The sequence below is a fragment of the Streptomyces katrae genome, from assembly GCF_002028425.1.
Lineage (GTDB): Bacteria > Actinomycetota > Actinomycetes > Streptomycetales > Streptomycetaceae > Streptomyces > Streptomyces katrae_A.
Window position 1 is genome coordinate 7,057,758 of the sequence record NZ_CP020042.1, and the last position, 24,201, is coordinate 7,081,958.

A 24,201-nucleotide genomic window follows, 5' to 3' on the forward strand; every position below is an offset into this window, starting at 1 on the left:
CCGCGAAGTCCCCCGTTCGGACGCACCTCTTCACCGGTCCTCCACAGCCGCACCAGCGGCGCACCACCGGCTTCGCGCACTCTCTCCTCGTCCACCACCGCACATCAGTACGCCCACCAGTCCGACCGGCACGCGAGGCGCCGGGCCAGTACCCACCGGGGGAACAGTGATCACTCGACGGACCGCACTCAAGGCAGGCGTCGCGGCCACCAGCATCGTCGGTACCGGCGGCATGCTGCTGCCCGTCGTGAACGCCACCGCGAAGGAGCCCGCGCGCGCCGCCGCGGCCGAGCTCGACGCGGCCGGCATAGCCAAGTTCACGCAGAAGATGCCGCTGCCTCCGGTCCTCTCGCCCTACTTCTCCACCAGCACCACCAGCTACTACCGGATGACCCTCAAGGAGGCCACGAAGGAGATCGTGCCGGGGCTGAGCACCCCGCTGCGCACCTTCAACGGCTCCTTCCCCGGCCCGGTCATCAAGGCGGAGTCCAACCGCCGCGTGGTGATCAAGCAGACGAACAACCTCGCCGTCCCCACCTCGATCCACCTCCACGGAGCCCACGTCCCCCAGGACAGCGACGGCTCGCCGATGGACCTGATCCCGGCCGGCGGCGGCACCAAGACGTACACGTACCCCAACACCCAGCCGCACGCGAACCTGTGGTTCCACGACCACGCCCACCACATGGAGTCGGAGAACGTCTTCCGCGGCATGACGGGCACGTACATCCTCACCGACGACGTCGAGCGCCGGCTGCCGCTGCCCGCGGGCCAGTACGACGTGCCGATCTCGCTGCGCGACGCGCGCTTCCTGGAGAGCGGTGAACTCGTCTACGCCATGGGCGACTTCATGAAGCGCAACGTGGTCCTCGCCAACGGCAAGGCCTGGCCGTACTTCGAGGTGGCCTCCCGCAAGTACCGCTTCCGCCTCACGAACACCTCCAACCAGCGCTTCTTCGACCTGTCCCTCGCCGACGACTCCGAGCTGGTGCAGATCGGCACCGACGGCGGCCTGCTGCCGGCCCCGTACCGCACGAACGTCGTCAAGATCAGCCCCGGCGAGCGCGCCGACGTGGTCATCGACTTCTCCCGCTACCCGGTCGGCACCGTCATCGAGCTCCGCAACAAGGACATCGCCCCCTTCGAGTCGGCGGACGTCGTCGGCAAGGTGCTCCAGTTCCGCGTCACCCACACCGCCCCGGACCACAGCTCCGTCCCGGAGACGCTGCGCACGCTGCCCCCGCTGGGCACGGCCACCGTCAACCGCGACTTCGACATGCACATGGACGAGGCCCCCGGCGGCAGCGCGTACATCAACGGCAAGACGTTCGACATGGACCGCATCGACACCGAGATCGCCTACGGTGCCACCGAGATCTGGACCGTGCACAACACCAACAAGCTCGCCCCGCACAACTTCCACATGCACCTGGTCCAGTTCCGGGTGCTGGAGCGCAACGGCCAGCCGGTCACCTCCGGCCCCGAGACCGGCCTCAAGGACACCGTCCCGCTCAAGCCGGGCGAGACCGTCAAGCTCCAGGCCACCTTCACCGGCTACCGCGGCACCTACGTGTACCACTGCCACCTGTTCGACCACGGCGCGATGGGCATGATGGCCAATATGCGCATCTCCTGACGCCCTCCGCGCCGCATATCCTCACCCCGGCGGACGCGGGCCCGCCGGGGTGAGCCCGTTCCCGGGCCCGTTGCCCGGGCGGGGTCCCCGTCGTTCGGCAGGCCGACGGGACCGGAGGGCGGGACCGGGGACGCGGAGGGGCGGCCGGGATGCGGATCGCGCGCAGGACGGTACTGCAGGCGGCTTCGGCCGGAACGCTGGCGACGCTGCTGCGCCGGCCGCAGGCGGTGGCGGCGCCCGCCGTCCCCGGCCGGGCCCCGGCGCAGCCGTCCGACACGGTCCGGCTGCGGTTCACCCGTGCGACCAACGGCGCCGCCACGGCCACCCCCTCCCTGGACCGCGTCGTCGCCGAGGTCCAGGGCGTCCTGTGGTCGCTGCCGCGCGACGGCTCCCCGGCGACCCGGCTCACCCCGCCCGATCTGGAACCCGGCCGCCCCGTCCTCTCCCCGGACGGCAGCCGGGTGGCCCTGTGCGCCTACCGTGGCGGGAACTTCCACATCTGGGTGATGCGGGCCGACGGCACCGGGCTGCGCCGGCTCACCGACGGCCCCTTCGACCACCGCGCCCCGGCCTGGTCGCCCGACGGCCGCACCCTCGCCTTCTGCTCCGAACGCGGCGGCGACCCCGTGACGGGCAGCCCGTACCGGATCTGGACCGTGGCCCTGGGCGACGGCGGCCTGCGCCGCCTCACCGGCGTCCCCGGACAGGACGGCCCGGAACAGGGCGGCGCCTGGGAGGACTTCGACCCCGTCTTCACCCCCGACGGCTCCCGCGTGCTGTTCGTCCGCGCCACCCCCGCCGGCGAGGGCAGCCTCACCGCCCGCACCCTCGCCTCCGCGGCCACCGACGGCACCGGCCCCGTACGCACCGAGCACACCGCCGGCGAAGGCAGCCTGCTGGCCCCCGCCCTCTCCCCGGCCGGACGCACCGCCTGGCTCTGCGCCACCCCCGGCCCCCGCAAGGCGGAGCACCTGACCCTCTACGCCGACGGCCGGCCCGTCCCCCTCGACGGCGACCTCGCCCCGGCGCCCCCGCGCTGGCTCGGCGAGGACCGGCTGCTGGTCACCCTCGACGGGCGCTTCCGCGCCGTCCGCCCCCACCGCGAGCGCACCGGCGAGGAGATCCCCCTCGACGCCACGCTGGAGGTGGCCCGCCCCCGCCACCGGATCAAGGAGTACGCCCTGGAGGCCGAACGGCCCCTGCCCGTACGCGGGATCCACCTGCCCGCCCTCTCGCCCGACGGCCGCAGCGTGGCCTTCGCCGCCCTCGGCGGCCTCTGGGTCGCGGACGTCACCGGCGGAGCCCCGCGCCGCATCCTCCGGGCGAAGACGACCGCCTACCCCCAGAACCCGGTGTGGACCCCGGACGGCCGCGCCCTGCTCTACACCGACGACCGCGACGGGCTGAACGCCGTACGCCGCCGGGACCTCGCCGACGGCCGCGAGAGCGTCCTGTCCCCGCCCGGCCGCGTCTACGGCTCCCTCTCCCCGGACGGCACCCGCCTCGCCGCCCTCGACCTCTCCGGCAGGCTCTGCGTCCGCGACCTCGCCACCGGCACGGAAACCCCCCTCGTCACCGCCCTCGGCGGCGGCGGACTGCCCAGCCCGCCCAGCTGGTCGCCCGACGGACGCCACCTCGCCCTCTGCGACCGCAACCGGCTCAGCCGCCGCTTCCGCGAGGGCTACAACCTGATCCGGATCGTCGACACGACCACCGGCGCGGCCCGCCTCCAGGCCCTCGCCCCGCACGCCTCGCTCTCCGACCGCTACGCCTCCGGGCCCGTCTGGTCGCCCGACGGCCGCTTCCTGGCCTGCGTCAGCGAGTCCGCCCTGTGGCTGCTGCCCGTCACCCCCGACGGCACCCCCACCGGCGCCGCCCGCCGCCTCACCGACGAGAGCGCCGACCACCCCTCCTGGTCCGGGGACTCCCGCACCCTGCTCTACCAGTCCGCCGGCCGCCTGCGCCTGCTGCCCCTCGACGCCGACGGCCGCCCCGCCGGAGCCCCGCGCACCGTCCCCCTCGCCCTCACCCACCGCCGCCCCGCCCCCGTGGACACCGTCGTGCACGCCGGACTGCTGTGGGACGGCACCGGCACCCCGCCCCGCGCCGACGTCGACGTCCTCGTCAGCGGCGGCCGCGTCACCGCCGTCGAACCCCACCGCCCCGGCCGCCGCGCCGCCCGCACCGTCGACGCCTCCCGGGGCACCGTCCTGCCCGGCCTGTGGGACTCCCACGTCCACCCGTACCCCTACACCTACGGGGCCCGCCAGGGCGTGCTCCACCTCGCCTACGGGGTCACCACCGCCGTCTCCCTCGGCGGCTCCGCCTACGAACAGGCCCGGCTGCGCGAGGACATCCGGGCCGGCCTGCTCGCCGCGCCCCGGCTGCTGGCCGGCGGGGAACTCCTCGACGGCTCCCGCGTCGCCTACAGCATGGGCCGCGCCCACCGCACCCCCGAGGGCTTCACCCGCTCCCTGGCCCGGGCCGCCGCCCTGGACTGGGACTTCGTCAAGACCTACGTCCGCGCCCCCTACGCCGCCATGGAGGAGGCCGCCCGCTTCGCCCACGAACGGCTCGGCGTCCTGTCCGGCTCCCACCTGTGCGCCCCCGGCATCCAGTCCGGCCAGGACCTGACCACCCATCTGATCGCCACCGAACGCGCCGAGTACGGCCACGGCGCCACTCCCGCGGGCCACACCGAACAGGACACCCTGGAGGTGTACACGCGCGGCCGCTTCGACCTGATCGCCACCCCCTTCACGGCCTTCCCCCTCATCGGCGCCGACCCCTCCCTCGCCGCCGATGCCCGCGTCACCGCACTGATGCCGCCCTGGGACGCCGCCGCCGTCAAGGCCGCGGCCGCCCAGCCGCCCGCCGCCGAACAACTCGACGCCATGGAAAGGGAAGTGGCCGTCTACCGCGCCGTCCTGGCCGGCGGCGGCCGGGTCGCCCTGGGCACCGACGCCCCCCTCACCCCCGTCGGCCTCCATCTCCACCTCGCCCTGCGCGCCCTGCACCGCTACGGCCTGTCCCCGGCCGAGGCCCTCACCACCGCCACCCGCACCCCGGCCCGCGTCTTCGGCGCCGACGACCACCTGGGCACGGTCGAACCCGGGAAGTACGCCGACCTCACCCTCGTCGACGGCGACCCCTTCACCGACTTCGCCGACCTGGTCCGGGTCCGCGCGGTGCTGCGCGCGGGCATCCTCCACGAACGCGACGCCCTGGAAGCCGCCTTCCCCGCTCCCGCCCCGCCGGCCACCGCGTCCGTCCCGGCCGCCTGGCACCCCGTCCGGCACCAGATGCAGCGCGACGCCTGCTGCAACACCCCCCACCAGCACGGGGGTTAACCCCACCGGACGGTCACCGGGCCGCCGGATGGGGACCCGGCCGCGGACCGGCGAGGCTTGCCCCATGACGACGCACCGGACCAAGGCCTCCCTGCTCGCCCTCGCCACCGCCACCGCCCTGACCGCGGCCGCCGTACCGGCCGCCTCCGCGGCACCGGTGGCCGCCGAGGGCCCCCGCACCCCCGCGCCCCGCCTCGACTGGCACCCCTGCGCCAAGCCCGGCGGCCCCGCCGCGCAGGAGTGCGCCGACCTCCCCGTCCCCCTCGACTACGCCGACCCGGCCGGCCCGCGGATCAGCGTGGCCGTCTCCCGCATCCGCAGCGACCGCCCCGCCGCCCGCCGGGGCACCCTCGTCGTCATCCCCGGCGGCCCCGGCGGCTCCGGCGTACAGCGCCTGACGCAGAAGGGCGCCGCCCTCCAGAAGGAGCTCGGCGGCACCTACGACCTCGTCGCCTTCGACCCCCGGGGTGTCGGCGGCAGCACCACCGCGCACTGCGGCATCGCCCCCGAGGACCGCTACCTCACCGCCCTGCGCTCCTGGCCCGGCCCGGGCGGCGACATCAGCGGCAACGTCGACCGCTCCCGGCGCATCGCCGAGGCCTGCGCCGCGAACGGCGGCCCCGTCCTGCGCAGCTTCACCACCGCCAACCAGGTCCGTGACATGGACCGCCTGCGCACGGCCCTCGGCGAGCGCAAACTCTCCGCCTGGGGCGTCTCGTACGGCACCTACGTGGGCGCCGTGTACGCGCAGACCTACCCCGGGCGCACCGACCGCTGGGTGCTCGACAGCAGCGGCGACCCCGACCCGCAGCGGGTCGCCCGGGGCTGGCTCGCCAACATGGCCAAGGGCGCCGACGACCGCTTCCCCGACTTCGCCGCCTGGGCCGCCCACCCCGACCGGGACCGCGAAGGCCTGCGCCTGGCCCAGCGCCCCGAGGAGGTGGAACCCCTCGTGCTCTCCCTCGCCGAAGCCCTGGACCGGATCCCGCGCCCGTCCGCCACCGAGGGGGTGCCCCTGACCGGCAACGGCCTGCGCCAGGCCCTGCAGAACGCCCTCTACTCGGATTCCGCCTTCCCCGCGTTCGCCCGGCTCCTCGTCTCCCTGCGGGACCCGGCGGCCACGCCCGCCCTCCCGCCGGAGCTGGCCCAGCCCCTGCGCGACCAGGACGCCGCCCAGATGGTCGCGGTCATCTGCAACGACGTCGCCTGGCCCCTCCTGCCCGCCGCCGGCCGGCAGCGCGCCGTGGACGAGGACCGTGCCCGTCACCCCCTGACCGCGGGCATGCCGGTCAACGTCACCCCTTGCTCCTTCTGGAAGGACCGGCCCGTACAGAAGCCCACCCGGATCACCGACGACGGCCCCTCCGACGTCCTCATGGTGCAGAGCCGCCGCGACCCGGCCACGCCCCACTCCGAGAGCCTGAAGATGCGCCGGGCCCTGGGCGGCCGGGCCGTGATGGTCACCGTCGAGCAGGGCGGCCACGGCATGTACCTCGGCAACGGCAACGCATGCGGGGACCGCGCCGTCACCCGCTTCCTGACCACCGGGGTCCGCCCCGCCCGGGACACCGACTGCCCGAACTGACCCCGCTCCCCGGCCGGCGCGGGGACCGGTGGTTCACTGGCCGCATGCCGCTCGACTCCTACGGCGTGCTGTCAGGGACGCTGCACCGCCACTTCCGCGACCAGCCCGACACCATGGGGCGCTGGTTCCACGTCAACCTCGAGGTCGACGCGCCCGCCGGCCGCTACCGGTGCGCCGTCGACGTGGACAGCAAACAGTCCGCCACCGGCGTCCAGTGGAAGGTGTTCACCCTGGCCGCCTCGATCCTCGACCCGGTGCCGGCCATGGGCCCCGGCTACCACGAACTGTCCATGTCCAGCGGCTCCGGCGCCCTCGACTACCAGCGCCACCCGGCCCTCGCGGACCGTCCGGGCTGCCTGTTCCCGCGCCGTCCCCCCGCCTGGCTCCAGGCCCTCGTGGACCGGCTGCACCCGCCGCACCCGTGGGTCTCGGGTTCCAACCTCGACGCCGCCCAGGCCCTGGAGCCCATCCTGGTCCCCGGGCGTGAAGTGCTGGTCTTCGGCGAGCCCTTCGACCACGGCCTCGGGATGCACAACGTCCACCAGAACCAGGGCGACCCCTCCGGCAGCCAGTGGTGGCCCGACAACGGCACCTGGCAGGACGGGGCCACCCTCACCCGGCGCCCGGACGGCCGGTACGACGTCTTCCTGAACAAGTTCTCCAGCCAGGCGGACCACACCGACGCGAACGGCCACCCCACGACGGGCCCCTGACCCCCGGTCATGCCGTCGGCCGGGCGGTCAGGCGGGCAGTTCCCCGATGCCGGGGAGCAGACCCCCGAACGGGTCCGCGGCCAGCCGGCGCAGCGCGGGGAGCTGCCGGTAGAGGGCGGTCCCGGGGCACTCGGTGGCGAACACGTCGCGGTGGCCGGAGACCCGCTCCACCGTCACCCGCTCACCGCGCCGCAAGCGGCCGTTGTCGACGGAGGAGGTCAGGGTCACCGTGCCGGACGGGTCGTGCCCGTACCGGCGCAGGGCCCAGCCCGCGAGCCGGGCGACGGCCTCCGCCGCCGCGGGCGGGGCCTCCTCGTCCGTGTACAAGCCGATCACGGCGACGCCCAGGGTGTCGGTGTTGAAGCCGAGGGTGTGCGCGCCGGTGACGGGCCGGTCGGAGCCGCCCGCCCGGCCCTCGAAGACCGTCCCGCACTTGTCGACCACGTAGTTGTAGCCGAGGTCCTTCCAGCCGTTGACCCGCTCGTGGAGGGTCTGCAGCCCGCGCACGATCGCGGGGGAGTCGGCGCAGTCGTAGGCGTTGGTCTGCGCGGTGTGGTGGACGAACACGGCCTTGACCTCCCGGCCGTACACCACCGGGCTGCCGTCGTCCCGCGCCGCGCCCCAGTCGGCGCGGGGGACCACCCTCGGGCGGCGCGGGAGGGCGCCGGCCCCCTCGTAGGCCGCCCTCACGGGGCCGAATGCCGGGGCGGCGGACCGGGGACGGGCCGACGGGCCGGGGCCGGGGTCGGCCAGGTCCAGGCGCAGTCCGGGTGCCAGGGCGGCGTCCGCGTCCGCGGCCCGGACCTCGACCCCGGTGGAGGGCCCGGCCCACCAGGGCTCGCCGGGCTCCAGCACCGTCCAGCCGGACCAGGAGCCGGAGGCACGGGACCTCGTACGGACCCGGTACCCGCCGGGGGCGGGGGGCCGGCCCGCGGGTTCGGTGACGGCCAGCATGCTGAAGCCCGAGGTGTGCGCGGCGGTGAGGACGGGACCCGTGGTGCCGGCGGTGAGGGTGAAGGCCCGGGCGGTCGCGGGGGGAGGGGCGGCGGGCTGGTCCCCGGTCGCGGCCGTGGCGGTGAGCGCGCAGATCACGGCGGCGGTCACGGTCACTGCGGCGCTCGTGTGCCGTGATCGGCGGCTTGGCACGCGGTACTTCCCCCTCGTCGACGCAATGCGCCGGCCGGGCTCCAGGAGCCCGGCCGGCGCATCACCACTTCGCTGACCGGTTGCTTCAACGAGGGGACCGGCGGGGGGTTACGGGTGTCCGGCGGGAGGTCGCGGGGACCGGCCGGCGGACGCCGCGGATCCCGTCAGTTCGCGGCGTAGACGCGGACCGCGAACTCCGCGATCTCCGCGTCCGAGAGGTTCCTCGCCAGATTGGCCTCGGTGATCATCCCGATCAGCCGGTGCCCGCCGGCCACGTCGATGACCGGCAGCCGCTTGATCTGGTGGATCTCCATGGTGTCCACCGCCTCCTGCGCGTTGCTGTCGGCGTCCACCCAGAACAGCGTCCCGGCGAGTTCCCCGGCCTTCATCGCCGCCGGGTCCCGGCCCTCGGCGCAGCACTTGACGACGATGTCGCGGTCGGTGATCAGCCCCTGGAGGCGCTGGTCGTCCCCGCAGATGGGCAGGCAGCCGACGTTCAGGTCGCGCATCATCCGCGACGCGTCCAGCAGGCTCTGGTCCTCCCGGACGCACTGGACCCCCTTGGTCATGATGTCCCGGGCCCGCAGGTTCCTGGTCATGGCTCCTCCTCGGCTCCGACGAGTGGTCCGTGCCTTGTACACCCTCCCCTTCGAGGACAGCACGGATGGGCCCGCCCGGCGCGCCGAACGGCGGGCCCGGACCCCGCGCGGTTCTCGACCCCCGCGTGCGTTCTTGACCGATCGTTCTTGACCGACCGTTCCAGACGGCTTTATGATCTTCGATGTGGCCAGGACCAAGGAATTCGATCCGGACGCCGCGCTGCAGTCGGCCCTCGAGCTGTTCTGGCGGCGCGGTTACGAGGCGACGTCGGTCGCGGACCTCGTCGCGCACCTCGGCATCGGGCGCGCCAGCATCTACGCGACCTTCGGCAGCAAGCGTGAGCTCTACCTGAAGGCGCTGGACCGCTACGCCGAGACGCAGAACCCGCTCCTGCTGGCGGAGCTGTCCCGGCCGGGGCCGGCACTGCCCGCCGTGCGGGAGGTGGTCCGCCGCTTCGCCGCGGAGGCGGCCTCCCCGGGCCGGCGGCGGACCGGGTGCTTCGTCACCAACACCGCCGCCGAGCTGGCCGCGCACGACGGCGACGCGGCCCGCCGGGTCCAGGCGAACTGGGACCGCTTCGAGACCCTGCTGCACTCCGCGCTCGTGCGGGCCCAGGGCCAGGGCGAGCTGCCGGAGGGGCGTGACCCGCAGGCGCTGGCCCGCATGCTGCTGGTGCTGCTCCAGGGCGTCCGGGTCGTCGGCAAGGCCTCGGACGACCCGGCCCGGGTGCGGGACGCGGCCGAACAGGCCCTGGCCCTGCTGGACTGACCCGACCCGCGGAACAAAGGCGAGGAGAGCCTCGCGGCTCTCTTCCGTATGCCTTCATTCTGAACCGTTCGTTCAAATATGGGCCCTGCGTGGCCCTCAAGGGAGTCACCGAACATGAACCGCTTCACCGGCAAGACCGTCCTGGTGACCGGCGCCGGCTCCGGCATCGGCCGTGCGACCGCCCTCGCCTTCGCCGCCGAGGGGGCCCGCGTGGTCGCCGCCGGACGCACCGCGGCCCCGCTGGAGGAGACCGTGGCCCTCATCGCGGCCGCCGGCGGCACCGCCGCCGCCGTCCCCGCCGACGTCACCGACTCCGGCCGGCTCGCCGGCCTCGTGCGGGAGGCCGTGGAGCGCTTCGGCGGGCTCGACGTCGCCGTCAACAACGCCGCGATCCTGCGGGGCACCGTCCCCGCCGCCGACATCGCCGAGGAGGACTGGGACGCGGTGCTGCACACCAACGTCACCGGCGTCTGGCTGGCGATGAAGCACGAGATAGCCCACATGCGCGAGAACGGCGGCGGCGTCATCGTCAACATCTCCTCCAACCTGGGCGCCCACACCCGCATCCCGAACGCCGCCGCCTACGTCACCTCCAAGGCGGCCGTCGCCGCCCTCACCCGCGCCGCGGCCCTCGACCACATCCGCGAGGGTGTCCGCATCAACGCGGTCAGCCCCGGCGCCACCGCCGCGCCCATGTCCCTGCGCCCGGGGGAGACCGAGGCCGACCGCGCCCGGCGGATCAAGGGCGAGAACCCCCTCGGCCGCCTCGCGGAGGCCGAGGAGGTGGCCGCGGCCGTGCTGTACCTGGCCTCGCCGGAGGCCGGAGCCGTGGTCGGAACCGACCTCGTGGTCGACAGCGGCTCCTCGGCCTGAGGGCCCGGCGGGCGGGAGCTCACCGGCCGCCGGCGGGGGAGGGCAGCGGCTTGCCCTCGCACGAGGCGTCCTCGGCCGGCATCCGGCCGTCGACGAGGAAGCCCTCGACGTACGCGTCCACGCAGGCGTTGTGCGACTGGTAGACCCCGTGGTCACCGCCGCCGACCGTGATCAGCCGGGACCCGGCCGTCCCCCGGTGGGCACGCAGCGCGCCCTCGTAGTAAGTGGCGGGATCGTGCAGCGAGTTGAGCATCATCATCGGCGGCAGCCCGCGGCCGGTGACCTGCACCCGGGGCGCCCGGGAGCGCGGCCAGGCCGCGCAGACCGACGCGAAGGTCAGCTCCCGGGCCCCGGCCATCGGGTACGCCCGGGTGTCGGCCGCGCTGCGCCGCACCCAGAAGGCGCTGTCGTGGTTCCAGGGGGTGTCCTGGCAGATGACGGAGAAGAAGTCCGCCGCGAAGCGGTCCGCCACGGGGTGCTTCAGCTTGTCGGCGAGGGCCTTGCGGACCGCCGGCGGGGCGGCGTCCGGGTGCTGCAGGACGCCGAGCAGCATCGCCAGGTCGGGGAAGGCGTCGCCGCTGTAGATGACCGAGGTCGCGGCGGCGTCGAGGTGGTTGGGGGTGACCGTGGTCCCCTCCAGGTCCAGCGGGTGCTCGCCCAGCGAGCTCCGTAGCCGCTCGTACGAGGCCTTGGCCTCCTCGGCGGTCCGCCCCTGGTGGTACGTCGCGTCGTTCGCGGCGAGCCAGGGCAGGAAGTCCTGCTCGAACCGGCGCTGGAAGCTCATCGGCTGACCCGTCAGGAACTCCTGCCAGCTGCCGGTGAAGCCGATGTTGCTGTCGAGCACCACCCGGTCGACCCGGCGCGGGAACTCGGTGGCGTAGTAGGCGCCGAGGAAGGTGGCGTAGGACGGCCCGTAGTAGGACACCTTCGACTCGCCGAGCAGCGCGCGGAACAGGTCCATGTCGTGCACGGCCTGATCGGTGGTGATGTACGGCAGCAGCCCGCCCGACCGGCGCTCGCAGTCCCGTACGAAGTTGCGCGCCCGCTCCACGGTGGCGTCCACGGCCGCCGGTGAGCGGTCGCGCAGGTCGCCGCTGGTGAACAGGGCGTCGACGGTGTCCTGGTCGGAGCAGACCACCTGTGTGCTGGCCCCGACCCCGCGCTGGTCGAAGCCGACGATGTCGTACGCGGCCGCCAGCTTCGGCGAGTACCCCGCCAGCCCCGCGGGCCGGCCCAGCCCCGAGGCCCCCGGCCCGCCGGCCGCCATCATCAGCACGCCCCGCCGCGCGGCGGGGTCCGCGGCCCGGTGCCGGGACACCGCGACGGTCAGGTCCGCGCCCGTGCCCGGGTGGTACCAGTCACGCGGCACCGTCATGGTCGCGCACTCCAGCGCGCCGTCCCGGCACGGCTGCCAGTCGAGCCGCTGCTGCGCGTACCTGGCCGGCACCGCGGGCGCGCCGCCCCCGGCCGGGGCGGCGGCCGCCGGGGAAGCGGGCAGGGCGGCGAGTGCGAGCAGCCCGCACGCGGCGGCCGTGGCCCAGCGCGCGGGCTTCTTGAAGAGGTACATGTGGCGGGGTCCCCCCGTCGGAGCGATTCGGTACGCCCCGATCCTGCGGGAACGGGGAGGCCCGGACGATCCCCCCAGTGCCCGTATCGGGGGTGGTGCCGGCACCACCCCCGCCGGTCCCCTAGCTGACGAACTCCTCGTCGCCGTACCGGACCCTGGTCTTGTCCCAGTCGACCCCGAGCCGCTGCGAGAACCGCTGGGCGAGAGGCAGGTCGGTGAGCGGGGCGATCAGGATCAGCCGTCCCCCGAGGGTGACGGAGCCGCCGCCGAGCCGCTGCCGGGCCTCGGGGTCGGCGGCCAGCGCGTCGCGCAGCCGGGTGGCGCTGACGCCCTCGGCCTGGATCTCGACGGCGTCGGTCTCCGCGGAGTCGCGCGGCAGGCAGCGGAAGGTCAGCACCGACTCCTGCTGGTACCGCTTGGCGATGACCCCGGCGATGTGGTGCAGACCGTCGCGGCCGACACCGTTCACGTCGAACTCCCGCGACCGCTCGTAGGTGGTCTGTTTCTGCTCCTCGGACCAGAACACCCCGTCCAGCAGGGTCGAACGCGCCGTCCGGGCGCCGTTGGCCCGGACGATCCCGCGCACCTCCCGGTCGAACCCGGTCAGGTGCGTCCTCAGCCGGGGGTCGCCCGGATCCGTGATGACCGCGGTGTTGTTCGTGGCGAAGACCTCCCCGGCCGGGCAGGCCGCCGCGTCCGGCAGCGGGGCCGCGTGGGCGGTGCCCGCCCCCGCCGTACCCAGCGCCAGCACCCCGGCGACGACCAGCACACGCAACCGCTTCATGCTCAACTCCCTGAATGTGGGCCCCTGCTGCCTCACCCCGGGGCCACGGCGGCCCCATCCTAGGAGCCGGAGAGTGCGGTTCACGCCGTCTTAGCACATATGGCGGATATCGGGCGCAGTGGCTCCTTCTGCCCCGCCCGGCCGCCGGGTTGACGTGAGAGCGGCCCCCTCCCGGGGTAGGGCTCACCCCCGGGAGGGGGAGTCGTGACAGCTGGCGCGAGGAACGCGGTGCGGGGCCTGGCCCTCCTCGGATCCGTCGCGCTCCTCGTCCTCGCCGGGTGGCTCGTCTGGCTCCTGCCCGGCCCGCAACTGGTGGCCGTCCTGGGCCTGGGGCCCGTCGACGGCACCCTGGCGGTGTCCGAGTGCTACGACGCACCCGACGCGGAGGGCTATCCGGGCGGCACCGAGTGCAAGGGCGTCTTCACCCCGCGGCGCACCGCCGCCCCGCGGGGTGAACTCCTGCTGGACGGCGCCGCCGCGAAGCACGAGCCCGGCAGCGCCGTGCGGGTCCGGATCGTCCGGGGAAGGGCGTACGAGCCGTCCGGACCCGCGACCGGGCGCATCGGGGCCGTCACCGGGTTCCTCCTGGTCCCCTTCCTCGCCCTCGCCTCCTGGCTGCTCGGCTGGGCCCGCCGCGGCCGCGCCGGGAACGGGGCCGCCCACCTGCTCGCGGCGCTGGCCGGACTGGCCGCCGTGCTGGTGCTCAGCGTGGCGGCCGCGCTCCTCGTCGCACTCGTCAACGCCCTGGGCTGACCGGCCCCGCCGCGGGGCCTGCGCTCCCCCGGGGAACGGAACGCGCAGCTCTGCGCCGCGAGTTCGCCGTCCGGGACGGTCGAGCGGACCGGCGGCTCCGCGTGCGCACCTGCGAGCCCGTCGCACCTGGTCACGGCAGGTACGACGGCCGTAGCCGCGATGGGTTCCCTGTGCCACGGTGGACGCATGGAGGGCAACCGGAGCACCCACGAACCCCACCACCACGCATCCCGCACCCACGGCACCCACCGCGACGACGGTTCCCCGCCGCCCGGCGAGGGCGGCTCCGCCGGAGCCCACACCCCTGAGGCCCACCCGCACGAGGCCCACACCCTTGAGGCCCACCCGCACGAGGCCCACCCGCACCAGGTCCACGCGCCCGACGGCCAGGACCACGGCCACCACGCCCACACCGCCGCCGGGCTGCGCCACCGGCTCGCGCACCTGATCACCCCCCACCACCACGAGCCCGCCGACAAGGTGGACGCGGCGATGGAGACCTCTCGCGAGGGCATGCGCACCCTGTGGACCTCCCTCGCCGTCCTGGGCGCGACCGCCCTCTTCCAGGCCCTGATCGCCGCACTGTCCGGCTCCGTCGCGCTGCTCGGCGACACCGTCCACAACGCCGCCGACGCCCTGACCGCCGTACCGCTCGGCATCGCCCTCCTCCTCGGCCGACGGGCCGCGAACCGCCGCTACACCTACGGCTACGGGCGCGCCGAGGACCTGGCGGGCGTCCTCGTCGTGGCGGTCATCGCGGTGTCCGCGGCCCTCGCCGCCTGGGCGGCGGCCGACCGGCTCCTGTCCCCCCGCGAGGTCACCCACCTGTGGGCCGTGGCCGCGGCGGCGCTGACCGGGTTCGCCGGCAACGAGTGGGTGGCCCGCCGCCGCATCCGCACCGGCCGCAGGATCGGCTCCGCCGCGCTGGTGGCCGACGGACTGCACGCCCGCGCCGACGGGTTCACCTCCCTGGCCGTGCTGCTCGGCGCCGCCGGCTCCGCGCTCGGCCTGCCCGCCGCCGACCCCGTCGTCGGCCTGCTGATCACCCTCGCCATCCTGCTGGTCCTCGTGAGCGCCGCCCGCGAGGTCTGCCGCCGCCTGATGGACTGCGTGGACCCCGCCCTCGTCGACACCGCCGAGGGCGCGCTACGCGCGGTGGACGGCGTACTGGACGTCGGACAGCTGCGCATGCGCTGGATCGGCCACGCCCTGCGCGCGGAGGCCGACATCGTGGTCGGACCCCACCTGACCGTCGTCCAGGCGCACCGGCTGGCGGTGGCGGCGGAGTCCGCCCTGATCCGCGCGGTGCCCCGGCTGACCGCCGCGACCGTCCACACCGACCACACCCACGCCCACCCGGAGCGGGCCGTACGGACCGGGGTCAGCCGCTGACCGGGGCCCGCTCGGCACGACCGGCCAGGGCGGTGATCCGCGAGGCGATCTCGGGCCACAGCTCCCGGGGCAGGTCGTGGCCCATGCCCTCGAACACGGCGAGTTCGGCGTCCGGGACGGCCGCCGCCGTGGCCCGCCCGCCGCTGACGTCGCAGACCGGGTCGTCGTTGCCGTGGATCACCAGCGTGGGCACCCGCACCCCGGCCAGCAGGGCCGTCCGGTCGCCCGAGGCGAGGGAGGCCAGGGCCTGGCGGGCGACGCCGAGCGGGTCGTAGTCGCGGTCGAAGGCGCGGGTGGCCCGCTCGCGCTCCGCGGCCTCGTCGCAGGGGAACCCGGGTGAGCCCATGACCCGGACCGCCCGGACGGTCCGTTCGATGGCCTCCTCACGGTTCGCCGGCGGCGGCCCCGCGAGCACCCCCAGCACCCCGGGGTCCGGCTGCCCGACGCCCGGGGCGCCCGTCGTGGACATCAGGGAGGTCAGCGACCGCACCCGGTCCGGATACCCGATCGCCATCAGCTGCCCGATGGCGCCGCCCAGCGACAGGCCGACCACGTGCGCGCTCGCCAGGCCCAGCGCGTCCAGGAGCCCCACCGTGTCGGCCGCCATGTCGGACAAGTCGTACGAGACCGACGACAGGTCGCCCCGCTGGGCCGCCTGCAGGTCGGGCACCGGGGCGTCGTGGAAGTGCGACGACAGGCCGCAGTCGCGGTTGTCGAACCGGATCACCTGCATCCCGCGCCCCGTCAGCTCGGCGCAGAACCCGTCGGGCCAGCCGTACATCTGGAGGGCGAGGCCCATCACCAGCAGCACCGGCGGCGCCTGGGGGTCGCCCAGGCGCTCATAGGCGACCTCGATCCCGGACGGGCCCACGTTCACGGCCTTCTGCTCACTCACCGCTGTCATGCCTCGGTTCTACACGCCCGACCGCCACCCCCGCGTCCACGCCACCCGCCCGAGGGCCGGATGGACGGCTGTCGTCCCCACGGCTTCGAGGTCCCCGGCTCCAGCGGGCCCCCCGCCCCGGCCGGCCCCCGAGACGCGGCCCGGCTCAGCCGTCGCCCCGCGGGCGCAGGCCGTCGAAGGCCAGGTCCAGGAAGCGGCGCCAGTCCCCGCTCCCGGTCCGGATGATCCCGGACAGCCCGCCGACGATCATGTAGACGTCCGCGACCGCGAGGTCCGCCCGGAGGGTGCCCACGGCCTGCCCCTGGGTGATCAGCGCCGCGACGGCCTCCTCCAGCCGTCCGCGCGTCTCCCCTCCCGGCGCGGACGAGCCCGTCGCGGACTGGGCGGCGGCCGTCAGGCCCGGGCTGCGCGCGAGGGTCGCGCCGACGTGGTGCAGGTACCGGGCCAGCCCCTGGCCGGCCTCGGGCTCCCGCAGGCAGTCCGTCAGTGCCAGCTCCAGGATCCCGGCGAACCGCTGCTCCGCCGCCGCCTCCACGAGGGCCTGCTTGGACGGGAAGTGCCGGTACAGGGTGCCGATGCCGACCCCGGCCGCCCGGGCCACCTCGGGCATCTGCACCTCCTCGCCGCGCTCCTCGAACAGCGCGCGGGCGGCGGCCAGGACGAGTGCGCGGTTGCGCTCCGCGTCGGCGCGCGGCCGCCGGCCGCCCGGCGTGGGGGGCGTTGACAAGACGACCACTCCTGTACCTAAGGTGAACACCCAATCGAAACGGAATCGGATTCCGGTTCGCATTGTGTCACACGAGGAGGGGCCGAGCCATGCCCGACGAGGACCGTTTCATCCTGCTGGAGCCCGGAGCCGCCCGGCCGGGCCGTGTCCCGCTGCCGCCCGCCTTCGCCGTGAAGGCCGGGGTGGCCGACACCGAAGGACGGCTGTCGCTGCTGGAGGTGACCCTCGTGAAGGACATCCCCCGGCACACCCACCACCTGGCCGACGAGTGCGTCTACGTCCTCGACGGGGTCCTCGGCATCGAGTTCGACGACCGGACCCACTCCGCCCCGGCCGGGACCTTCGCGCTGCTGCCCCGGGGCGTCCCGCACGCCCTGCGCCGCGCCTCCGACCCGCCCCCGCGGGTCCTGCAGATCTCGGCGCCCGGCGGCTGGGAGCGCTACGTGGAGGACCTGATCGAGGCCGGCCCCGGCGTCCTCACCGACGGGGAGCTGGACCCGGCGAAGATCAACCCCATCGCGGCCCGCCATCACCTCCGCTACGAGGAGCGGCCCTGAACCCCGGCGGACCCTACGGTTCGTCCGGGTCGGACCAGTACCGCATCCGCCCCAGCGCCGTCATGGGCCGGTCGTGCGCCGCGACCGGGGCCGGCAGGACGGTGGAGCCGGTCAGGTAGCGGTCCACGGCCGAGGCCGCCGACCGGCCCTCGGCGATGGCCCACACCACCAGCGACTGGCCCCGCCCCGCGTCGCCTGCGACGAACACCCCCGGGGCCCGCCCGCCGGTGGCGGCGAAGTGCGCGTCACGGGCGAAATTGCCGCGCCCGTCGTACTCCAGCCCCAGCTGTTCGCACAGCCCGCCGGCCCGCTCTGGGCCGGAGAAGCCCAGCGCCAGCAGCACCAGCCCGGCCTCGATCACCCGCTCGGTGCCCGCCAGCGGCCGGCGCCCCGCGGGCTCGACGGCGGTCAGCCGCAGCGCCCGCACCCGGCCGCGGGCGTCCCCCTCGAAGCGCAGGGTGGCGCTGGAGAACAGCCTGGGGTCGCGCCCGGCCCGCCCGCGGGCCTCCTCGTGGGCGTGGGAGATCCGGTACACCTTCGGGTGCACCGGCCACGGCTCGCCCTCGGCGCGGCCGGGCCCGGGCTCGGGGTTGATGTCCAGCTGGACCACCGAGAGCGCGCCCTGGCGCAGGGCCGTACCGAGGCAGTCCGAGCCGGTGTCGCCGCCGCCGACCACCACCACGTGGACGCCGTCGGCCGTCACGGGGGACACCGCGAGGTCGCCCTCGCGGACCCGGTTGGCGCAGGTCAGATAGTCCATCGCCTGGTGTATTCCGCTCAGTGAGCGCCCCGGAACGGGCAGCTCCCGGCGCTCCCCGGCCCCGACGGCGACGACCAGGGCGTCATAGCGGGCGCGCAGCCCGTCCGCCGGTTCGGCGCCGCCGACGTCCGAACCCGTCACGAAGGAGGTGCCCTCGGCCCGCATCTGCTCGATCCGGCGGTCGAGGTGCGACTTCTCCATCTTGAACTCTGGGATGCCGTAGCGCAGCAGCCCCCCGAGCCGGTCGTCCCGTTCGTGGACGACGACCCGGTGCCCGGCCCGGGTCAGCTGCTGGGCCGCCGCGAGCCCCGCCGGACCGGAGCCGATCACCCCCACGGACCGCCCGCTGCGCCGCTCCGGCGGGCGCGGGGCCATCCAGCCGCGCCGCAGCCCCTCGTCCGCGATGGTCTGCTCGACGTTCTTGATGGTCACCGGATCGGCGTTGATCGCGAGCACGCAGGCGTCCTCGCAGGGCGCCGGGCAGAGCCGGCCGGTGAACTCGGGGAAGTTGTTCGTCGCGTGCAGCCGCTCGTACGCGGCACGCCAGTCGGAGCGGGCGGCGTAGGCGTTCCACTCCGGGATCAGGTTCCCCAGCGGGCAGCCGGTGTGGCAGAACGGGACGCCGCAGTCCATGCAGCGGTCGGCCTGCTCGCGGACCAGCGGCAGCAGGGCCTGCCCCGCGTACACCTCGCGCCAGTCCCCGAGCCGTTCCTCGACGGGCCGTGGCGCGACGGCCCTGCGGGGGATCCTGAGGAAGCCGAACGGATCGGTCACGCGCCGCCTCCCTGGCCCGGGGTGCGAGAGGGTGAGAGGCGCGGTACGGCGCGCCCGAAGCGCGCCGTATGCCACCTTTCCCCCAGATTACGCCGTCCGGGCGGCGGAGGAACCCTCGCGCTGGTGCGGTACCGGGGCCGCGCGGAACGCGCCGGGACCGGGGTCCTCCTCCGGGCGGAAGGAGACCGTGCGCGTGGGGGCGGGGATGGAGATGCCCTCCTCCCGGTAGCGCTGGTGCAGGCGCTTGATGAACTCGTGCTTGATCCGGTACTGGTCGCTGAACTCGCCGACGCCCAGGATCACCGTGAAGTTGATCCGGGAGTCCCCGAAGGTGTGGAAGCGGACCTTCCCCTCGTGGTCGGGGACCCCGCCCGTGATGTCGGCCATCACGCTGTCCACCACCTCCAGGGTCACCCGCTCCACGTGCTCCAGGTCGCTCTCGTAGCCGACCCCCGCCTGGACCAGGAGCGAGAGCTTCTGCTCGGGCTGGGTGAAGTTGGTCATGTTGGTCCGCGCGAGACGGCCGTTGGGGATGATGACCAGGTTGTTCGACAGGTTGCGCACCACGCTGTTGCGCCAGTTGATGTCGACGACGTAGCCCTCCTCCCCGCTGCTGAGCCGGATGTAGTCCCCCGGCTGCACGGTCTTCGAGGCGAGGATGTGCACGCCGGCGAAGAGGTTGGCGAGGGTGTCCTGGAGGGCCAGCGCGACCGCCAGACCGCCGACGCCCAGGGCGGTGACCAGCGGCGCGATGGACACCCCGACGGTCTCCAGCGCGACCAGGACGCCCATCGTGAGGACCACGATGCGGGTGATGTTGACGAAGATGGTGGCGGACGCGGCGACCCCGGTCCGCGACTGCGCCACGGACTGGACGAGCCCCGCGACCACCCGGGCCGCCGTGAACGTGGCGAAGATGATGAGCAGGGCCGTCAGCGACTGGCTGACCAGGCTCCCGACGCGCGCCGTGAGCGGCAGCGCGGTGGCGGCCACCGCCGCTCCCGCGATGACGGCCGCCCAGGGGGCGAGGGTGCGCAGCGCGTCGACGATGACGTCGTCGCCGGTCCACTTGGTCCGCTCCGCGTGCTTGGCCAGCCACTTCAGCAGGGCCCGCAGCAGCAGCCCCGCCGCCCCGCCCGAGGCCAGGGCGATCGCGGCCACCACCCAGTCGTGCAGCACGAGGTCCCGGGTCAACGCAGGGCCTCCGCTCGCGCGAGGTCCGGCCGCCGTATGTGTCGTGTCGTCACCATGTCACCTGTCAGGTCGCGTTGTGCGGGGGCCCGTTCGAGCGGACGTGCGCATTCCGAACGGACTGTCATCCTGCCGCATCCCCCCGCGGACCCCGCAGCGGGGCCGGGGGAGCCGCCGCCCGCCCGGCCCCGGCCCCCGCTCAGCGGGCGGCCGCGGAGCCCGCCCCGGCGTCGGCGCCGCTGCCCAGGCCGGTGCCCGCCCCGGCGTCGGCGCCCGCCCCGGCGTCGGTGCCCGGGCCGGTGCCCGCCCCGGCGTCGGTGAAGGCGTCGGCACCGGCGTGGGTTTCCATACGGAACTCCATCCCCGGAGCCCGCCCCTTCAGCGCAGCCCGGCGCACCTTCCCCGACCGGGTGCGCGGCAGGCCGTCGGCGAACTCCACCACCCGCACCCACTTCTCCTCCGGCAGCTCCCGCCGCACCAGGGCGAACACCCCGCGCGCCGCCTCCGCGCCCCCCGCCCGCCCCGGTACGAGGGTCAGGTAGGCCTTGGCCGCCCACAGCCCCACCGGATCCGGCACCGGCACCACCGCCGCGTCCGCCACCGCCGGATGGCGCAGCAGGACCCGCTCCAGCTCCAGCGGGGAGATCCGGTGGTCGAAGGACTTGAACATGTCGTCCGCCCGCGCCACGTACGTGAACGAGCCGTCCGGCGCCCGTACCACCAGGTCGCCGGTGTGGTAGTAGCCCCCGGCGAAGGCCCTGGCGGTCTTGCGGGGGTCGTCGGCGTATCCCCGCATCAGCCCCGCCGGCCGCTCCGCGAGGTCCACGCACAGCTCCCCGCTCTCCCCGTCGGGCACCTCCCGCCCCGTCCCCGGGTCGACGACGGCCAGCCGGTAGCCGGGCAGCAGGGCCCGCCCCATGCTGCCGGGCACCGGCGGACGGCCCGGGGGACTGCCGATCAGGCCGGTGGTCTCGGTCTGCCCGAACCCGTCCCGGACGTCGACGCCCCAGGCCTCGCGCACCGCCCGCGCCAGCGCGGCCTCCAGCGGCTCGCCCGCCGCCACGGCCTCCCGCAGCCCCGCCGGACGCGGCCCGAGCCCCGCCGCGACCATCGCCCGCCAGGTGGTGGGCGGGGCGCAGAACGTCGTCACCCCGCGGGTGCGCAGCACCTCCAGCACGTCCCCGGCGTCGGCGGCCGTGGCGGAGTCCAGGGCGAGCACCGTCGCCTCCGCGTTCCACGGGACGAAGAACGAACTCCAGGAGTGCTTGGCCCAGCCCGGCGCCGAGACGTTCAGGTGCACGTCCCCCGGGCGCACCCCGTTCCAGTACATCCCGGACAGGTGCCCCACCGGGTAGCTGGTGTGGGTGTGCTCCACCATCTTCGGCGCGGAGGTGGTGCCCGAGGTGAAGTACCGGAAGAGCGGGTCGTCCGCGCCCGTCGGGCCGTCCGGGACGAACTCCTGCGGGGCCGTGCGGGACTCCTCGTACGAGGACCAGCCCGGCGGCGGCGGACCGCCGACGGCCACCCCGCGCCAGGGGTGCGGCCCCGGCCCGAACCGCCCGGCGAGCGCGGCCTCGGCCACGACGAACCGCACGCCGCCCCGGTCGGCCCGGTCGGCCAGCTCGGCGGGGGTGGCCGTGGTGTAGGTGGGGATCAGCACCGCGCCGAGTTTGATCGCGGCCAGCATGGTCTCCCACACGGGCGCCCGGTTGTCGAGCAGCAGCATGACCGGATCCCCGCGCCGCAGGCCCTGGCCGCGCAGCCAGTTGGCGACCTGCGCGGAACGGCGGGAGAGCGCGCGCCAGGTGACGGTCACGTCGCCGGCGGGGTCTCCGGCGCGGGCCAGGCGCAGTGCGGGGCCGTCGCGGCGGGCGGCCACGGCGTCGAACCAGTCGAGGGCCCAGTTGAAGGCGGCCGGGCGGGGCCAGCGGAACGCCCGGTGGGCGGCGTCGAGGTCGTCGCCGTGGGCCAGGAGCAGGTCCCGGGCGGCCCGGAAGGCCTCGGTGGGGGAGGTGACGGGGGTGTTCTGGGACATGGCGTGGTCCGTCGTCTTTCGAAGGGGAGGAAGGGGTGCTCAGCGGGCGGCGGCGGTTGCGGGGCCGGCCGGGGACGCGGCCGGGTACGCGGACGGGGCCGGTGACGGGACGTCCAGCAGTCCGCGCGCCACGGTGTCGGCGTCCCGGTGGAAGAGGGTGTCCACGCCGGGCCGGCCGCTGCCGACCTGGGTGAACCAGCGGGTGTGCTCGGTGGGGATGCCCAGCGCCAGCACTCCGGGCAGCGGATCGCCCACCGCGTCCACCACGTGGAAGGAGTCCGGGGTGACGTCGAGACCCCCGGTGGGGTACCGCAGGCCGTCCGGGCCGGTGGTCTCGTACGCGCGGATCAGGCCCTCCGCGAGCAGCTGCCGGGTGAGCGGCGCGGTGTCGCGGTGCAGCGCCGGCGAGGGGATCCGGGCGTCCACGAGCACGTCCACCTCCCGCGCCGAGCCCGGGACGGAGGGAGAGGAGACGGTGAACCGCCCGCTCCGCTCGTCCCCGGCGAACTCCGTCGCCGGACCGGCGATCTCCACGATCCCCCGCCGGACCAGGGCGGCGAGCTGGCGCACCCGGCTCGCGGGCGGACCCGCCGAGAGCAGGGAGTTGACCGGAAGGAACCGGCCGTGGAAGTCCTCGGCATGCGACCGGGGCAGCAGCCCGCCGTGGTCGACGGCCTGGCGCAGCACGCCCCGGACGTCCCGCAGGACGTCCAGCGCCGCCTTGAGCGGGCCGCTCGCATTGCCCAGCGCGGCCTCGGCGAGGTCGGCCTCCACGACCTGGAGCAGCCGCTCGCGGAAGGCCTCCGGCCCCTCGAACCGCTCCCCGTCGAAGGGCCGGGCCAGCGCGTTGAGGTCCAGCGGCGCCAGCCCCGCGAGCCCGGCCTCCGCCAGGACGGGACGCGGGTCGCGGCCGGCGTGCAGGGCTGCCGCGTGGCGGCCGGCGAACCGCGCGGCCGCCGCCGCCCCCGAACGGGCCCGTACCCGCGCCGTCCAGTAGACGTGGTGCACCTCCTGGAGCAGCAGCGGCAGCACGTCCCGGTTGAAGTCCAGCCGGTCGTCGCCCGTGGCGGCCGCGCGGCGGGTACGGGCCGCGGCCAGGGCGGCCGGGGTGAGGAAGAGCGGCCGGTGCGTGTGGTCGGCGGGTTTCTCGTTGCGGCCCCGGGCCGGAATGGGCAGCCCGCTGCGCGAGCCCGCCACGATCCGCGGCTCACGGCCGGAGGGCAGGTAGCGCAGCCCGCCCCGGCCGTCGGGCTCGAAGGCGCCGCCGCGCCCGACGGTCAGGCTCAGCATCACGTCGTAGAAGGACAGGCCCAGCCCCCGGATGCCCACGGCGGTGCCCGGCGGTATCGCCTCCTCGCCGAGGTCCAGGTCGGCGGCGGAGTCCCCGCACAGGTAGCGCAGGCCCGGGTGGCGGTCCGCGAAGGCCAGCATGTCCCGTTCGAAGGCGTCGGGTTCGTTGTGCGGGTGGCCGGTCGCGAGCACCACGCCGTCGGCGCGCAGGACGTGCGGGGCACCGTCCAGGGTGAGCAGCCGGCCGCCGTCCGGTCCGGGGGTGAGCGCGGTGACGCGGGCCCTCACCGGGACGAGCTCCGCGAACGGCGGCAGGTGTTCGGCGATCGTCCGGTAGACGTCCTGCATGTACCGGCCGTAGACCACGCGGGGCGCGTAGTCGTCCGGGCCGGGGACCTCCTCGCCCGGCAGGGCGCGGGCCTCGATCCACTCGCCGAGCGAGGGGCCGGCCCCGGGCCGCGCCGGGCCGCCGTCGGGGCGGCCGGAGTAGAGGGTGACCTGGCTGATCACGGTGTTCATGGTGAACCAGTCGTCCTGGTCGGTGCGCCAGATCCGGCCCGACCCGACCTCGACCGCGTCGATGGCGTAGATCCGTACGGGCCGGGGGCGGGTGCCGTGCGCGGCGGCGCGTTCGGCGCGGTCCATGAGGCGGACGGCGAGCCGCTCGAGGACGGCGAGGCCGCGCGGACCGGTGCCGACGACGGCCAGGGTGTGCGGACGGGCGGCGGCGGGGGTGGTGGAGAGGGACATGGCGGACATGGGTGTTCCTTGGGGGGAGGGGAAGGGGAGGGGAGAG

Annotated in this window: 19 protein-coding genes; 9 read left to right on the forward strand and 10 right to left on the reverse strand. The window is 75.2% G+C overall.

Going from position 1 to position 24,201, the window contains the following annotated elements; genetic code table 11:
- Positions 1-166 precede the first annotated feature (166 nt).
- The 4 genes from B4U46_RS32000 to B4U46_RS32015 all read left to right on the forward strand — a co-directional run bounded on the left by B4U46_RS32000 (position 167) and on the right by B4U46_RS32015 (position 7,284).
- A complete protein-coding gene (locus B4U46_RS32000; protein ID WP_079431090.1) occupies positions 167-1,636 on the forward strand; it encodes a multicopper oxidase family protein in 1,470 nt (489 codons plus the stop codon).
- A 149-nt stretch (positions 1,637-1,785) separates the two neighbouring features.
- The gene (locus B4U46_RS32005) at positions 1,786-4,986 is read left to right on the forward strand and encodes an amidohydrolase family protein (RefSeq protein WP_079431091.1); all 3,201 of its coding nucleotides are present in this window, start codon (positions 1,786-1,788) and stop codon (positions 4,984-4,986) included.
- Between the two features lie 64 nt (positions 4,987-5,050).
- The gene (locus B4U46_RS32010; RefSeq protein WP_079431092.1) at positions 5,051-6,571 is read left to right on the forward strand and encodes an alpha/beta hydrolase; all 1,521 of its coding nucleotides are present in this window, start codon (positions 5,051-5,053) and stop codon (positions 6,569-6,571) included.
- 44 nt (positions 6,572-6,615) lie between these two features.
- Positions 6,616-7,284, forward strand: coding sequence for a DUF2278 family protein (locus B4U46_RS32015; RefSeq protein ID WP_079431093.1), 669 nt, complete (start codon positions 6,616-6,618; stop codon positions 7,282-7,284).
- A 27-nt stretch (positions 7,285-7,311) separates the two neighbouring features.
- Here the strand turns inward: B4U46_RS32015 and B4U46_RS32020 are convergent, their stop codons facing one another.
- Positions 7,312-8,394: an N-acetylmuramoyl-L-alanine amidase gene (locus B4U46_RS32020; protein WP_079431094.1), complete on the reverse strand. Its 1,083-nt coding sequence runs from the start codon at positions 8,392-8,394 to the stop codon at positions 7,312-7,314.
- A gap of 200 nt (positions 8,395-8,594) precedes the next feature.
- Entirely contained in the window at positions 8,595-9,029 is a 435-nt protein-coding gene (locus B4U46_RS32025; RefSeq protein ID WP_079431095.1) for a CBS domain-containing protein, read from the reverse strand.
- Positions 9,030-9,213: 184 nt separating this feature from the next.
- Here B4U46_RS32025 and B4U46_RS32030 point away from each other — a divergent pair, with 184 nt between their 5' ends.
- Both B4U46_RS32030 and B4U46_RS32035 read left to right on the forward strand, forming a co-directional pair.
- A complete protein-coding gene (locus B4U46_RS32030) occupies positions 9,214-9,798 on the forward strand; it encodes a TetR/AcrR family transcriptional regulator (protein WP_079432128.1) in 585 nt (194 codons plus the stop codon).
- 114 nt (positions 9,799-9,912) lie between these two features.
- On the forward strand, positions 9,913-10,671 hold the full coding sequence (locus B4U46_RS32035; RefSeq protein WP_079431096.1) for an SDR family NAD(P)-dependent oxidoreductase: 759 nt from the start codon (positions 9,913-9,915) through the stop codon (positions 10,669-10,671).
- A 19-nt stretch (positions 10,672-10,690) separates the two neighbouring features.
- Here the strand turns inward: B4U46_RS32035 and B4U46_RS32040 are convergent, their stop codons facing one another.
- Together B4U46_RS32040 and B4U46_RS32045 are read right to left on the reverse strand one after the other, a co-directional pair.
- Complete coding sequence (locus B4U46_RS32040) at positions 10,691-12,238, reverse strand: alpha/beta hydrolase (protein WP_107438364.1); 1,548 nt, start codon at positions 12,236-12,238, stop codon at positions 10,691-10,693.
- 121 nt (positions 12,239-12,359) lie between these two features.
- Complete coding sequence (locus tag B4U46_RS32045; RefSeq protein WP_079431098.1) at positions 12,360-13,022, reverse strand: hypothetical protein; 663 nt, start codon at positions 13,020-13,022, stop codon at positions 12,360-12,362.
- 204 nt (positions 13,023-13,226) lie between these two features.
- Here B4U46_RS32045 and B4U46_RS32050 point away from each other — a divergent pair, with 204 nt between their 5' ends.
- Positions 13,227-13,775 (forward strand): hypothetical protein, encoded by a 549-nt coding sequence (locus B4U46_RS32050; protein WP_123995192.1) that lies wholly within the window; start codon positions 13,227-13,229, stop codon positions 13,773-13,775.
- A 186-nt stretch (positions 13,776-13,961) separates the two neighbouring features.
- A complete protein-coding gene (locus tag B4U46_RS32055; RefSeq protein WP_237293202.1) occupies positions 13,962-15,167 on the forward strand; it encodes a cation diffusion facilitator family transporter in 1,206 nt (401 codons plus the stop codon).
- On the opposite strand, the gene B4U46_RS32060 is transcribed toward B4U46_RS32055, so the two are convergent.
- Together B4U46_RS32060 and B4U46_RS32065 are read right to left on the reverse strand one after the other, a co-directional pair.
- Positions 15,157-16,071, reverse strand: a complete 915-nt coding sequence (locus B4U46_RS32060) for an alpha/beta fold hydrolase (protein WP_079431100.1) — start codon at positions 16,069-16,071, stop codon at positions 15,157-15,159. The two genes, B4U46_RS32055 and B4U46_RS32060, sit on opposite strands and share 11 nt — an antisense overlap.
- A gap of 145 nt (positions 16,072-16,216) precedes the next feature.
- Positions 16,217-16,798: a TetR/AcrR family transcriptional regulator gene (locus B4U46_RS32065; protein ID WP_121014444.1), complete on the reverse strand. Its 582-nt coding sequence runs from the start codon at positions 16,796-16,798 to the stop codon at positions 16,217-16,219.
- Positions 16,799-16,887: 89 nt separating this feature from the next.
- Here B4U46_RS32065 and B4U46_RS32070 point away from each other — a divergent pair, with 89 nt between their 5' ends.
- Positions 16,888-17,355, forward strand: a complete 468-nt coding sequence (locus tag B4U46_RS32070) for a cupin domain-containing protein (RefSeq protein ID WP_079431102.1) — start codon at positions 16,888-16,890, stop codon at positions 17,353-17,355.
- 13 nt (positions 17,356-17,368) lie between these two features.
- Here the strand turns inward: B4U46_RS32070 and B4U46_RS32075 are convergent, their stop codons facing one another.
- The 4 genes from B4U46_RS32075 to B4U46_RS40120 all read right to left on the reverse strand — a co-directional run bounded on the left by B4U46_RS32075 (position 17,369) and on the right by B4U46_RS40120 (position 24,164).
- Positions 17,369-18,889 (reverse strand): glutamate synthase subunit beta, encoded by a 1,521-nt coding sequence (locus B4U46_RS32075; protein WP_079431103.1) that lies wholly within the window; start codon positions 18,887-18,889, stop codon positions 17,369-17,371.
- An 87-nt stretch (positions 18,890-18,976) separates the two neighbouring features.
- The gene (locus B4U46_RS32080; protein ID WP_079431104.1) at positions 18,977-20,083 is read right to left on the reverse strand and encodes a mechanosensitive ion channel family protein; all 1,107 of its coding nucleotides are present in this window, start codon (positions 20,081-20,083) and stop codon (positions 18,977-18,979) included.
- A gap of 196 nt (positions 20,084-20,279) precedes the next feature.
- Positions 20,280-22,115 (reverse strand): AMP-binding protein, encoded by a 1,836-nt coding sequence (locus B4U46_RS32085; protein WP_079431105.1) that lies wholly within the window; start codon positions 22,113-22,115, stop codon positions 20,280-20,282.
- Between the two features lie 39 nt (positions 22,116-22,154).
- A complete protein-coding gene (locus B4U46_RS40120) occupies positions 22,155-24,164 on the reverse strand; it encodes an FAD/NAD(P)-binding protein (RefSeq protein ID WP_079431106.1) in 2,010 nt (669 codons plus the stop codon).
- Between the last annotated feature and the right edge of the window lie 37 nt (positions 24,165-24,201).

Excerpts from the sequence above, each read along its gene's own strand:
- B4U46_RS32055 (WP_237293202.1), top strand. The coding sequence starts at position 13,962 with ATGGAGGGCAACCGGAGCACCCACGAACCCCACCACCACGCATCCCGC.
- B4U46_RS40120 (WP_079431106.1), bottom strand. The coding sequence starts at position 24,164 with ATGTCCGCCATGTCCCTCTCCACCACCCCCGCCGCCGCCCGTCCGCAC.
- B4U46_RS32045 (WP_079431098.1), bottom strand. The coding sequence starts at position 13,022 with ATGAAGCGGTTGCGTGTGCTGGTCGTCGCCGGGGTGCTGGCGCTGGGT.
- B4U46_RS32005 (WP_079431091.1), top strand. The coding sequence starts at position 1,786 with ATGCGGATCGCGCGCAGGACGGTACTGCAGGCGGCTTCGGCCGGAACG.
- B4U46_RS32070 (WP_079431102.1), top strand. The coding sequence starts at position 16,888 with ATGCCCGACGAGGACCGTTTCATCCTGCTGGAGCCCGGAGCCGCCCGG.
- B4U46_RS32025 (WP_079431095.1), bottom strand. The coding sequence starts at position 9,029 with ATGACCAGGAACCTGCGGGCCCGGGACATCATGACCAAGGGGGTCCAG.
- B4U46_RS32035 (WP_079431096.1), top strand. The coding sequence starts at position 9,913 with ATGAACCGCTTCACCGGCAAGACCGTCCTGGTGACCGGCGCCGGCTCC.
- B4U46_RS32010 (WP_079431092.1), top strand. The coding sequence starts at position 5,051 with ATGACGACGCACCGGACCAAGGCCTCCCTGCTCGCCCTCGCCACCGCC.
- B4U46_RS32085 (WP_079431105.1), bottom strand. The coding sequence starts at position 22,115 with ATGTCCCAGAACACCCCCGTCACCTCCCCCACCGAGGCCTTCCGGGCC.
- B4U46_RS32015 (WP_079431093.1), top strand. The coding sequence starts at position 6,616 with ATGCCGCTCGACTCCTACGGCGTGCTGTCAGGGACGCTGCACCGCCAC.
- B4U46_RS32060 (WP_079431100.1), bottom strand. The coding sequence starts at position 16,071 with ATGACAGCGGTGAGTGAGCAGAAGGCCGTGAACGTGGGCCCGTCCGGG.
- B4U46_RS32040 (WP_107438364.1), bottom strand. The coding sequence starts at position 12,238 with ATGTACCTCTTCAAGAAGCCCGCGCGCTGGGCCACGGCCGCCGCGTGC.